The sequence below is a fragment of the Chryseobacterium sp. GW823-FHT05E08 genome (genome assembly GCF_058795655.1).
Map to the genome: position 1 here is coordinate 45,881 of NZ_JBXAHY010000007.1, position 12,142 is coordinate 58,022.

The window sequence follows — 12,142 nt, forward strand, 5'->3', positions numbered from 1 at the left end:
ATAATAAAAAATTCAAAATTTGTCATTGCCAACAAATCTTGGTCTTGCATTTTTAAACAACAAAAACGGGCTAAAGCCCGTTCCTATTAATGTTTAAAAATTTTTTATCTTAATTAAAATTTCATTATATCCTTCACTACTCCATTGTTTTGAGTGTGTTGTAATAATTCAGTTTCGATAAATGATTTAATTTTTTCTTCAGAACCGTCATTCGGAAATAAAAGATGAACGTTTGCACCAGCATCCAATGTAAAGAATAAAGGTAAATTAGTTTCTCTTCTAAAATCCCAGATCTTGTTGATCACTTCCAATGTTCCGACTTTCATCAAAATAAAGGCAGGATCGCTCATCATCATCATTGCGTGAAGCGTAAGAGCCTCATGTTCAACCAATTTTATAAAACTTTGTAAATCACCACTTTTAAGGATTTCAATCATCGGAATGAAATTTTCTCTCGCTTCCTGAAATCTTCTTTCTGCATATGGATTTGTATTCATCAAACCATGTCCAACTGTTGAAGAAACCGTTTTTTGACCTTCATGAATCAACAAAACCTGGTCATTAAAATCCTTGAAAATTTCATGGATTTCATCATCCGGATATTGTACAGCATACAAATCTGAACTTCCTTTAACCTGAGATTGCCCCCAAACAACCAAACCGTTGTAAAGACTTCTGCAAGCACTTCCGCTACCTAATCTAGCCAAAAATGAAGCTTTTTTTAATGATTCTTCATCAGATATTTTTTCAGAAAAAACTCCATCCAATTTCATCAGACATTTTGCAATCGCTCCAAATCCTGAAGCTGAACTCGCTATTCCTGAACTGTGTGGAAACGTATTTTCTGTTCTGATGATGTATTTTCCTTCTAAGATCCAAGGCAAATATTGGTCGATATTTTTAAAATATTTTTCGATCTTTTCAGCAAATTTTACTTCTTCATTTCCTGCTAAAAATGTTTGTACAGAAAATGGTTCTCCAGCTAAAAATTCTACTGTAGTATTCGTTTTGCAATGATTTAAAGTATAACTGATACTCGGATTTGCAGGAATCTGATTGTCGTATTTCCCCCAATATTTAATTAAGGCAATATTCGACGGACAGCTTTCTGAAACTGTTTGTGAGCTTATCGTAAATTCTTCTTTTCCTAAAAATTCTTGTGTTGTCATAATCTAATTTAAAATGATAAAACTTGTTTTTTAAACCACAAATAGCACAAATGCTTTTCACAAATTTCACTATATGCTGTGACCTTTCATCGTTTTATTTAATACATTTTCTCAATAATATCTGCATATTTTTTAAGAACTACGTTTCTCTTTACCTTCAACGTTGGCGTGATCTCGCCTGTGTTGATATCGAATTCTGCAGGCATCAAAGTAAATTTCTTCACCTTTTCATAATCAGACAAATCATGTTGTAGTTCATTGATTTTGTCTTTGTATAAATGAATAATTTCCTCTTTTTTCACCAATTCTTCCCAATTAGTAAACGGAATATTATTTTTCTTAATATAATCTCCTAAAAACTCAAAATTAGGAACAATCAGAGCCGAAACAAACTGTCTTCCCTCTGCGATCAAAACAATCTGACTTATATAATTATTGTTGGTCAAAAGGTTTTCGATCTGCTGTGGAGCGATGTATTTTCCGTTGGAAGTTTTCATTAGATCCTTGATTCGGTCTGTAATAATCAGATTTCCTGCATTATCAATCTTTCCTGCATCACCGGTTTTAAACCAACCATCTTCCGTGAAAACTTTTTGAGTTTCTTCCGGCTTGTTGTAATACCCTTTCATGATACCGTTTCCTTTCGCCTGAATTTCATCATTTTCTCCGATTCTGATTTCAACTCCCGGCAAAGGTTTTCCACTTGTTGCGTGTTCGAAGTTTGTTAATGGGAAAAGCGTTAAAGTTGCCGTAGTTTCTGTTAAACCATAACCTACTGTAACATGGATTCCAACCGATTCGAAAAATCTAGTTACTTCGGGGGACAAAGAAGCTCCGCCACAAGGCAGGAACCACAGTCGGCCACCCATTTTTTCTTTAATTTTATTAAAAACAAGCATCTCTGCAACCGATTCTTTTAGCTTTAAACCAAATGGAACCGGATTTCCATGCTGTCTTAATTCTCCCGTTTGCTTTCCTGTTTCTAAAGCCCAATTGAAGATTTTCTTTTTTAATGATGAGCCTTCATTGGCTTTTTCTAATACTCCGGCATACACTTTCTGGAAAAATCTCGGAACGGCGCACATCATCGTAGGTTTTACCTCTTCCAATGCTTTTGCAATGTTCTTTGGATCTTCAAGGAAATACACTCTCGCTCCTCCGTACAAACAAAGTAAGCTCCAACATCTTTCGAAAACGTGACTTAATGGTAAAAATGCTAATGAAAGTTCTTCTTCGAAATTTTTAAACTTAAAAAATTCAAAATGAGCATCGAAAGCTTTGATGAAATTTCCATGTGTCAGCATTACGCCTTTTGGTGTTCCGGTAGTTCCTGAAGTATAGATCAATGTTGCTACATCTTCATATTCTTTTTTGCAAAATTCTAATTTTGAAGAAGCTTTTGCAATAAAGTCTTCAAGATAAAAACTGCTGAATTCTTTTTTGATCCACACTGCTTTTTTAGAAACAATGATCGTTTTAAGAGTATTTTCTTCTTTATGTAAAACATCCAGACAAGCATCATATTGCGCCTGATCTCCAACCAAAATAATTTTAGCTTGAGAATCATTGATGATATATTCTGCCTGTTCAGCATTGTTTGTCGAATAAATAGGAACCGTAATCGCTCCAATAGAAATGGCAGCCAAATCAAATATCATCCACTCAGAAGAATTGTCTGAATAAATTGCCACTTTATCATTTTCCTCAATTCCTGCATTTTTCAGAGCATTGGCTGTTTTGAAGATCATTTCACCAAATTTCTTCCAGCTCAATTCCTTCCAACCCTCTTTTTTCTTAAAACCAATGGCTGATTTTATGGGATGCTTTGCTACATTTTTATTGATAATTGCCTCTGCAAGATTCATTTATTTATTCAGCTTTTTGTCGTTACTATAATTATTAAGGTGAAAATCAACACTTTCCTGTACAGGAACGAACTGATAATTCAGCTTTTCTTTAATTTTTTGATTGGAAACTGTACTGAATGAAGTTACGGATTCAATATTAGATCTTGTAACCATTTTCAACTTCGGAATCAGCCATCCGAAAAACATATTAGCAATTCTTCCGAAATTAAGCATCGTCCCCGAGAGAACTTTTGCTTCTTTCAATCCTAATTTCTTTCTGATTTGTCCTGCTATTTCAGTATATCTTTTATTTTCGGAAATAAGAATAAAACGTTCCCCAAAAATATTCTTTTCCATTAATTCTACAGCAATTTTTGCCACATCTCTTACGTCAACATAACAAGAACCACCCGAAAAAGTAAAATTGTTCTCTTCAAAAGTTTTGAACAACTCACCACTGCTTTGGTTCCAGTTCCCGCTTCCGAGAATCATGCCGGGATTGATGATAATAGTGTTTAAACCTTCTGCAGACGCTCTCCAAACTTCCATTTCAGATAAATGTTTGGAAATTGCATACGCAGAATGTTCTATTTTGGGATTAAAATCAGACTCTTCATCCAATTCTCCTTTTTCATTAAAACCATCTAAAACTGCAATAGAACTTACATGTAAAAATTTCTTAACATCGGAACCTTCACAGGCAAACAAGAGGTCTTCTGTACCTTTAATATTAACATGGTACATTTCTTTCTCATCTTTAGGATTAAAACTTACTTTTGCAGCGCAGTGATATACCTCATCTATTCCTTTCAAAGCATCTTGCAGAGAATTGATATCATTAAAATCTACATCGATCCATTCAATTTTATTAAAAAAATCGTCAGCACTTTCCGTATAAAATGTATACGAATGTTTTACTTCCTTTATATTGCTTGTAGGTCTTTTTGCAGCACGAACGTTTTTGCCTTTTTTAAGAAGCTCTAAAACAATTACTCTGCCTAAAATTCCGGTGGCACCCGTTACAAAAACCATCAATTATATTTCTACTTGATTGTTGACTAAATTATGACAATATTTTTTATTCGGCAATTCTTCGTTTTGTTAAAAAATTACCTAAAAATTGTATCTGCAAATTTGCGATTTTTAAAGGACAATTTCGGCCTAGTTTACTATTTAATTAATGAATTTGTCTAAATTTTAATGAAAAGTTTAATGGAAAATATTTTGTTGGAGAAATCGCAAAGGCGCAAGGTTTTTATTCTTCATGCTGTTTCTAAGGCGCAAGAAAATCAAAGATTTTCAGCAAGCATTAAGTTTTATATTTTGGCTAAAGCCTTTATTGGGATTAAAATAAGAAAACGGGCTAAAGCCCGTTCCTATTGATATAAATTCTTGTGTAATTCGTGGAATTAATTTGTGATTTTTGTGTTTAAAAATCTAAGCTAAAACCATATTATTTCTTCTAGGAGCTTTCTCACATAGCACATCTGCAATACTTTTTGAGATAAGATTTCCTTCCGTTAAATTATCCAGCCAGAAAAATTCTCCCGCTGCATTGATCTCGATGAAATAATAGTCGTCTTCAGGGGAAACAATGATGTCTAATGCACCATAATCTACGTTATAAACATCCAAAAGTTCCAAAACTTTTTCTTCAATATCTTTCGGAAGTTCGGTTGGAAGCCATTTATCAATTAAATTAACACCATCTTTTCTCCAATCAACTTTGGCATCTTCAAATTGTTGAGAATCGATTTCAAAAGCATAAACATCCTGACCAACAACGGTTACACGAAGTTCTCTTTTCTTTTGAATCATTTTCTGAAACTGCATCGGACAGTATAAAAGTGACTCTAATTCTTCAAATTTATCTTCTTTAACAACGTTGGTGAACACAACACTTTCAACTCCGTCTTCATAAATGGCGAATCCTGTCTGCATTTTTGCAACGACGTTCTCATGTTTTATAATAAACTGTTTTGCTTCTTCTGGATTATTAGTTAAGCAAGTTGCAGGAATTTTTAACCCAATTTTATCTGCTATTTTAAGCTGTTCTTCCTTACTGTCTAACCTTCTGTAAACACTTGGTTTGCCTAAAGAGTAACAATCAAAAGATTCAAGAAAACCGAAAAGCGTGTTGCGGATCTCTCCCATTGCCGCTCCATAGAATTTAGAATCCATTTCTTCTTTCAAACCGTTTCCGATATTGTAAGCTCTTCTGTACCAAACCGCTGCAACATCATCCACACGGATTTTCGCATCAGCAGTTTCAAGATAACTCACCCATTCTCCATCTTGGAAAATAGTGGATAATTTATTTTGTAAAGGATATAAATCGACATCGAAACGAATCACTTCACAGTTATTTTTTTCAATATATTCTGTTACTTTTTCGATAGAAAAATTATCTCCTGTATGCGTAATTATTAAAATTTTATTCATTGGTTATTTATTCTTTTTATAAGGTTATCGGCTATTCTTTCTGCAATGGGAAAATTGAGTTCTTTTTGCAGCATTCCCCACTCTCCCTGAGGATTTACTTCAAGAAAATAATATTTTCCATCTTTTCCTTTGATCATATCGATTGCTCCGAGATACAGTTTCATTTCCTTCATCATAGAAGTTAAATTCACTTTAATTTCTTCCGGAAGATCATATTCTGACCAGAGAAAATTTCCCTGAACGACTCTCCAATCGGCATTTTCGCTGTTGTTTATTTTACCTGTGAAAAATTCACCGTCAACATAAACAATTCTTAGTTCATATTCTTTTTCGATATAGGGTTGAAAAATCATTGGACAATAAGCAATATCAGCAATGTGCTCTAAATTATTTTCATCAATAATTGTTGTTGACAAAAAATTTTCCCCATTCATCGATTTTGTAATGACACCGTGAAGTTTTGCCACCGCTTTTCCATTACAGTTTTCATGAAAAAAGGTTAAAATCTTTTCTTCATCATTCGAAAAAAGCGTTTTTGGGATGGTTAGATTAAACTTTTTAGCAATTTTAAGCTGATACATTTTGTTTCCATCAATCTTATTTTCAGACTCATATGGATTAATACACGGGAGATCTTCCAAAATCGTGAAAAGATTGTAGCGAAGACTTCCGTATTCCTTCAGGAAAATTTTCTCATAATCTTCGTCAAGATCTTCTGGAACGGTGATTCGCCAGGATTTTCTGTGCCATACAGCTTGAATATCTTTAGAATTTAAGACATTTCCAAACTCATCAGTCAGTTCAAATGAATCTTCATTAATGCTGATTTTCTGAAAATCATTAAGATGATCAGAATTAAGCCTGAAATAAGGGATATTTTTAGATCTCAGATAGTCGAAAAAGAGATCAATATTATAAAAATCGTTGGAATGAGTTATACAGAGAATCATTTGCCGCGTTTTATTAAAAAAGGAAACTTAAAGTTTAAGTTCCCTTTTAAATATGATTTTGTTAATATGTTTTAATTATAAAAACAACTCATTTTATACAACTGGAGCATCATCATCTCCGTCAGAAGGATATTTCTGAGTCTGAGCCATATCATACTGAGGCTTTGTAACAGTATCTAATACCGGTTTTGTAACCGTATCTCTTTCAGGAATTGTGATATCCGTTCCTCCTGTTACTGTTTGAGGATCTTTAAGTTGCTTTTCTAGAAAAGAGGCAAAAAATGGCTTCTTTTTTGAATTTTCGTTTTTCATAATGTTTAGTTTGAGTTTGATTGTATTTAAATTGAATAAATCTTATTCCAATTCTCCGGATTCGTCACTATCAGAAGGATATTTCATTGTTACCTGATCATTTTGTCTATTGGTAACAGTATCTCTAAGAACTGATGTTGTTGGAGAATCCTGAAGTGCAGTCGTTATTGCTCCTCCTTTTACTGTTTGAGGATCCTGAATTTGCTTCTCTAAAAATGATGCAAAAAAGGGCTTCTTTAAATTTTTGTTTTTCATAATCCTTTTAGTTTGATGTTAAAAATTATGAAGCTTCTCCTGTTTCGTCGCCGTCAGAAGGATATTTCATTGTTACGTTGTCATATCCAGGCTTTGTAACAGTGTCTTGAAGCGCTGTTGTCACATTATCAAGAAGTTCAGAAGTCATAGCACCTCCTTTTACTTTGTCAGAATTATTGATTTGCTTCTCTAGAAAAGAGGCAAAAAACGGCTTCTTTAAGTTTTTGTTTTTCATGGTTTTTGAATTTGGTTTTAGTTTTAATTATTCAACAGAATCATCACCATCCGAAGGATATTTCATTGTTACATGATCTAATCCAGGCTTTGTAACGCTATCCGAAAGTGCAGATGTAACGTTGTCTTTTGCAGGAAGTGTAACAGAATCTTCAAGAGCTGTTGTTATTTCCTGACCTCCGCTTACTTTTTCCGGATTCTTAACTTGTTTCTCTAAAAACGAAGCAAAAAACGGTTTATTTGAATTTTTCTGTTTCATAAGTTTATATTATTAGTTATTTGGTAAAACTAAATTACAAAAAATTCAACACCAGGAGAAATAAATATATTATTTAATAAAATTTTAACACAAATTCAACAATTGTAGAATTAAATTAATTTAAATCTAAAAATTCTCTAACAACATTCGCAAAATCAACAGGATTTTCTGCCTGAACCCAATGTCCTGCATTTTTCACAGTCACAATTTTAGCTTTTGGAAATTGCTGCTTGATCCCAAACTCATCCTGAGGAAGAATATAATTTGATTTTTCACCTGAAATAAATAAAGCTTCTCCCTCAAAAACACCAAATTTGATGGCATTTGAAACAAATTCTGTATATTTTTCGGCTAAAGTTTTCAAATTAAATCTCCAATTCAGCTTTTTATCATCATCCCAATATAAATTTTTAGCTAAAAACTGAATCGTTGATTTTTCTGGAATATATTGAGTTAAAACAGCTTCAACTTCATTTCTGGAGTTTACCGTATTAAAATCAACCGTCTCCAAAGCTTTTATAATTCCTTGATGATGTGGAGGATATGCTTTCGGAGAAATATCAACAACAATTAATTTATCAACCTTTTCGGGATATTTTATTGCGAACTGCATTACCGCTTTTCCACCCAGAGAATGCCCTAAAATATGGGCTTTTTCGATTCCGTAATGGTTCATATAATTGGTAATATCGTCAGCTAAATCATCATGCGACATACTATCGGAATGAAAGCTTCTTCCATGATTTCTAAGATCAATTAAATGAACAGGCAACTGCTCGCCAAGATCTTTTCCAAAGCTTCCCCAATTGTCGAGCATTCCAAACAATCCGTGAAAAACCAAAAGCGGTGTAGACGAAAGATTTTCGCCAAATATTTTTGAATGTAGAATTTCCATAAGTTTAATTTTTAAAGATGGGAGTTTGAAGATGGGAGATGGAAGTTAATAGGTGTGCATCAACTTCCTGCTTCTGACTTCTAGCTTCCAGCCATCAGTTTACCATTTTGCCAATCTCTTTAAATACGCCTGAATTGTATTTTCCATTCCCATATACAACGCTTCAGAAACCAAAGCATGACCGATGGAAACTTCCAATAAATTCGGGATATTATCTGCAAAATATTTTAAATTTTCCAGACTTAAATCGTGGCCGGCATTAATCCCTAAACCAAAATCATTTGCAACAACTGCTGTATCATAATAAGGTTTTATCGCCTGTTCTTTATTTAGTAAATAATTTTTCGCGTAAGCTTCTGTGTATAATTCTATTCTATCCGCTCCGGTTTTTGCAGCATATTCTACCAATTCCGGTGTTGGATCAAGGAAAACAGAAGTACGGATTCCTGCATTTTTAAACTCAGCGATAATTTCTGTAAGAAAATCTAAGTGTTTTTTTGTGTCCCAGCCTGCATTTGAAGTAATCGCGTCATCTGCATCGGGAACCAACGTTACCTGCTCAGGTTTTACTTCCAAAACCATATCGATAAATTCTCTATGTGGATTTCCTTCAATATTAAATTCTGTCGTCACCAAAGGCTTCAGATCATAAACATCTTTTCTTGTGATATGTCTTTCATCCGGTCTTGGATGGATCGTAATTCCCTGTCCGCCAAACTCCTGTATTTTAATTGCAGCTTCCGTTACACTTGGCGTTTCGCCTCCTCTTGCATTTCTTATCGTTGCAATTTTATTAATGTTTACACTTAATTTTGTCATGTTTTAATTTGTTTTTAAGTAGGAAGACGGATGCTGGGAGCTGGAAGTCTATTACAGCTCTGCATATTTCAATCTATGCCTACTTTTAAATATTACAATGGAAGATTTATGCGGAATGAAGAAAAACTTCTAGCTCCCAGCATCCATCTTCCAACTTTTTATACTTTAATGCTCACCTGCATTACCTGCAAATCAAATTCTTTTGAAGCAACCAATAAATGGTCAAAAATATCGGCTTGGATTTGCTCGAAATGCTCCCATTTTGAATCATTTGCAAAACAGTAAATTTCCAACGGCAAACCCTGTGGAGTGATATCCAACTGACGAACCATCATCGCACCCTCCTGATCAATGTCCGGATCGTTTTCGATATATCTTTGCGCATAATATCTGAAAACCCCGATATTGGTAAGCTGTCTTCCATTAATGATTTTATCTTTATGTTCCAGACTTTCTTTTTCTTTTTTTAATTCAATAATCTTTGATTCCAGATAATCGGAAATTAAGTTAATATCCTTTAAACGCTCAATTTCTTCATCATTTAAAAACTTAAAAGAATTGATATTAAAATAGATTGATTTTTTAATTCTTCTCGTGTTAGATTCAGACATTACCTGAAGATTTTTAATCTCAGTCGTCAACAAATCATAGGTTGGAATTGTTGAAATCGTTTTATCAAAATTATTGATTTTTGTCGTCAAAAGGCTAATGTCAGCGATATTTCCCTCGATACTGTACTTGGGAATACTGACCCAGTCTCCTACTTTCAAGCTTTTTGAGGTCGCCACATGAATCCCTGTGACAAATCCTAAAATCGTATCACGAAAAACCAATACCAAAACTGCTGTAATCGCTCCTAAACTTCCTACAATTGTGCTCCCTTTTATTCCAAATATAACACAGATTCCAACAATTGAGAATATGAAAATTCCCAGAATTTTCACCGTTTCTGAAATGGCATTCAAAGCCATGATGTTGTAGAAATCTTGCTTGATAACGAAATAGTTTCGGAACGCTGTTAGTGATCGATAAAGCATTCCTGCAACGATCAAAACCAAACCAAGATTTACCATTCTTACAATGAAAAATGTGGTGCTTGGCAAATGACCGGTAAAGATGAAACTCTGTATTCCACCCACAATCGTCAAAGCAATAAAATGAGCTAGAGAATTGGTGACTTTAGATGCTTTAATAGAATTCAGAATAGGATATTTTTCCTGATTATGAAAAAACCGTGAACTGCTATTAATAATCAACTTTAAAATGAAATCAATGATTAAAAATATTCCGATAAGCAAACCGATCTTTATAACAATATGAAGAATAAATTCCATCCCGGATGGCGCTATTCCTGTTATATAGTTATAAAGCACTTCACTCAGCTCCTGAATAAAATTCTTGGTATCTTGTATTTCGTCTTTCATTTACAGCAAATTTAGGAAATTTAAGGGTGATTTTAATCAAAACCTTTCTATCAATTTTCATCCCAAAACGATTTCTTTTTTAATATTTAATAAAAATTATCAATCATTATTTTTAAAATTGTTAAATCCTCTTAAACTTTGATCAATAAATGGAAAATTCGCCAAAAACCATCTTTAAAAATAAATAATATTGAAAATTTACCACATTTCATGATTTTATATTTAATTATTTATTAAATTTGATTAAAACTAAACAAATCAAAATCAATTAGATATGAGAAAACACTACTTATTTATTTTGTTGTGTGTATTCACACTTTTTACCAGTTGTGCAGGAGGAGACGATTCTCCGATAGTTTCCGAAAACGTTGGTCCTACGGTTGTAAAAACCGGAAAACTTACCGGAAAAGTAATGTCACAAAACGGAACCAAACCTATTGGAGGCGCTTCAGTTTTTACTTTTGATGACAAGTATAAAATCTATTACACCACTTCAGACGCAGACGGTAATTTCACGTTGGTAGCTCCGGCTGGAAATCAAACCATTCATATTCAGACAGGTAACGGTAGTAATTTCCGTACGGAGATTTCTGCAACTGTAAAAGATAATGAAACTTTAAATCTCGATGCCAGTCAAACCAAACTGAATCAGGTTGCAAAAATTGCTTACGTAAAAGGAACGTATGATAAAATTGAAGATATTATTCAGACTTTAGGCTATACCGCCACCGAAATCACCAATAACGATCTTGCCAACCTGACTACCGTTGCACAGTATGACATCATATTTCTTAACTGTGGTTCTAGAAATAATTACTCTTCAAATCCGGGACTTTACACTGTAATTGATACTAATTTAGCCACTTTTGTTGCTAATGGGGGAAGTATCTATGCTTCAGACTGGGACGTTGCCTACTTGGTGGGCGGAACAACAAATACTAATAACTGTTCGCTTGCAGGAGGATTTGTTCCTGATACAAAATTATGCTCTAAAAACATCGGAAACGTAGGTATGGTAGGTGCTACGGTAAATAATGCAGGACTTACAACTGCTTTGGGTTTCAATACACTTAGTATCAACTATGATTTAGGTGCATGGCAGAAAATAACTAACTATGATCCGGCATATTGGGAAGTTTTAGTTAAAGAAACTTCATCAAATGATGCTTTGATGATCAGAACCAATCATTTTACAGCAACGGGTGTACCAACTACTCCGATAGGAAACGCTCCAAATTCAACATTTGTAACGGTTTGTATTACGCTACCGGGAAATATCCAAATCAGTCTTTCAGTTCCTCAGGCATTAGTTCCTTATCTTGTTGCATTAGGAGCAACAGTTGGGCCTTGCTCGGGATCTTCAACCAGTGGATATATTTATTACACTACTTTCCATAATCACGCTTCAGGAAACATTGGAAACGCGGGTGTAATTCTACAATATGTAATCTTAAACTTATAGTAAATTTTTGACTTATATTGAAAGGTGGCTTTTTTAAGGCCACTTTTTTTTATCTTGCATCTATAATTTTAAAA

The 12,142-nt window shown here is 33.7% G+C and carries 14 protein-coding genes; 2 read left to right on the forward strand and 12 right to left on the reverse strand.

The window, feature by feature from the left end:
- Positions 1-113 precede the first annotated feature (113 nt).
- The 3 genes from AC1Q7L_RS19620 to AC1Q7L_RS19630 all read right to left on the reverse strand — a co-directional run bounded on the left by AC1Q7L_RS19620 (position 114) and on the right by AC1Q7L_RS19630 (position 4,048).
- Positions 114-1,169 (reverse strand): diphosphomevalonate decarboxylase, encoded by a 1,056-nt coding sequence (locus AC1Q7L_RS19620; protein ID WP_492307621.1) that lies wholly within the window; start codon positions 1,167-1,169, stop codon positions 114-116.
- A 98-nt stretch (positions 1,170-1,267) separates the two neighbouring features.
- The gene (locus AC1Q7L_RS19625; RefSeq protein WP_492307620.1) at positions 1,268-3,034 is read right to left on the reverse strand and encodes an AMP-dependent synthetase/ligase; all 1,767 of its coding nucleotides are present in this window, start codon (positions 3,032-3,034) and stop codon (positions 1,268-1,270) included.
- Positions 3,035-4,048, reverse strand: coding sequence for an NAD-dependent epimerase/dehydratase family protein (locus tag AC1Q7L_RS19630; RefSeq protein ID WP_492307619.1), 1,014 nt, complete (start codon positions 4,046-4,048; stop codon positions 3,035-3,037).
- Positions 4,049-4,216: 168 nt separating this feature from the next.
- Between AC1Q7L_RS19630 and AC1Q7L_RS19635 the strand changes: the two genes are divergently transcribed.
- Positions 4,217-4,399 carry a hypothetical protein gene (locus AC1Q7L_RS19635; RefSeq protein ID WP_492307618.1) on the forward strand — a complete coding sequence of 61 codons (183 nt, stop codon included), beginning with the start codon at positions 4,217-4,219 and terminating at the stop codon, positions 4,397-4,399.
- A 54-nt stretch (positions 4,400-4,453) separates the two neighbouring features.
- Here AC1Q7L_RS19635 and AC1Q7L_RS19640 read toward each other — a convergent pair whose 3' ends face one another.
- From AC1Q7L_RS19640 to AC1Q7L_RS19680, 9 genes are all read right to left on the reverse strand, one after another.
- Positions 4,454-5,458, reverse strand: coding sequence for an MvdD family ATP-grasp ribosomal peptide maturase (locus AC1Q7L_RS19640; protein ID WP_492307617.1), 1,005 nt, complete (start codon positions 5,456-5,458; stop codon positions 4,454-4,456).
- Complete coding sequence (locus tag AC1Q7L_RS19645; RefSeq protein ID WP_492307616.1) at positions 5,455-6,408, reverse strand: MvdC/MvdD family ATP grasp protein; 954 nt, start codon at positions 6,406-6,408, stop codon at positions 5,455-5,457. Before AC1Q7L_RS19645 ends, AC1Q7L_RS19640 begins: the two co-directional genes overlap by 4 nt.
- A gap of 93 nt (positions 6,409-6,501) precedes the next feature.
- Positions 6,502-6,720 carry a microviridin/marinostatin family tricyclic proteinase inhibitor gene (locus AC1Q7L_RS19650; RefSeq protein WP_492307615.1) on the reverse strand — a complete coding sequence of 73 codons (219 nt, stop codon included), beginning with the start codon at positions 6,718-6,720 and terminating at the stop codon, positions 6,502-6,504.
- Positions 6,721-6,762: 42 nt separating this feature from the next.
- A complete protein-coding gene (locus AC1Q7L_RS19655) occupies positions 6,763-6,975 on the reverse strand; it encodes a microviridin/marinostatin family tricyclic proteinase inhibitor (protein ID WP_066756412.1) in 213 nt (70 codons plus the stop codon).
- 25 nt (positions 6,976-7,000) lie between these two features.
- Positions 7,001-7,210, reverse strand: a complete 210-nt coding sequence (locus AC1Q7L_RS19660; RefSeq protein ID WP_410692521.1) for a microviridin/marinostatin family tricyclic proteinase inhibitor — start codon at positions 7,208-7,210, stop codon at positions 7,001-7,003.
- 27 nt (positions 7,211-7,237) lie between these two features.
- Positions 7,238-7,468: a microviridin/marinostatin family tricyclic proteinase inhibitor gene (locus AC1Q7L_RS19665; protein ID WP_492307614.1), complete on the reverse strand. Its 231-nt coding sequence runs from the start codon at positions 7,466-7,468 to the stop codon at positions 7,238-7,240.
- Between the two features lie 115 nt (positions 7,469-7,583).
- Positions 7,584-8,363, reverse strand: a complete 780-nt coding sequence (locus tag AC1Q7L_RS19670) for an alpha/beta fold hydrolase (protein ID WP_492307613.1) — start codon at positions 8,361-8,363, stop codon at positions 7,584-7,586.
- Positions 8,364-8,462: 99 nt separating this feature from the next.
- Positions 8,463-9,182: a pyridoxine 5'-phosphate synthase gene (locus AC1Q7L_RS19675; RefSeq protein ID WP_492307612.1), complete on the reverse strand. Its 720-nt coding sequence runs from the start codon at positions 9,180-9,182 to the stop codon at positions 8,463-8,465.
- 158 nt (positions 9,183-9,340) lie between these two features.
- Complete coding sequence (locus AC1Q7L_RS19680; RefSeq protein ID WP_410692518.1) at positions 9,341-10,606, reverse strand: mechanosensitive ion channel family protein; 1,266 nt, start codon at positions 10,604-10,606, stop codon at positions 9,341-9,343.
- 274 nt (positions 10,607-10,880) lie between these two features.
- Here AC1Q7L_RS19680 and AC1Q7L_RS19685 point away from each other — a divergent pair, with 274 nt between their 5' ends.
- Positions 10,881-12,068 (forward strand): carboxypeptidase-like regulatory domain-containing protein, encoded by a 1,188-nt coding sequence (locus tag AC1Q7L_RS19685; RefSeq protein WP_492307611.1) that lies wholly within the window; start codon positions 10,881-10,883, stop codon positions 12,066-12,068.
- The last annotated feature ends 74 nt before the right edge of the window (positions 12,069-12,142 follow it).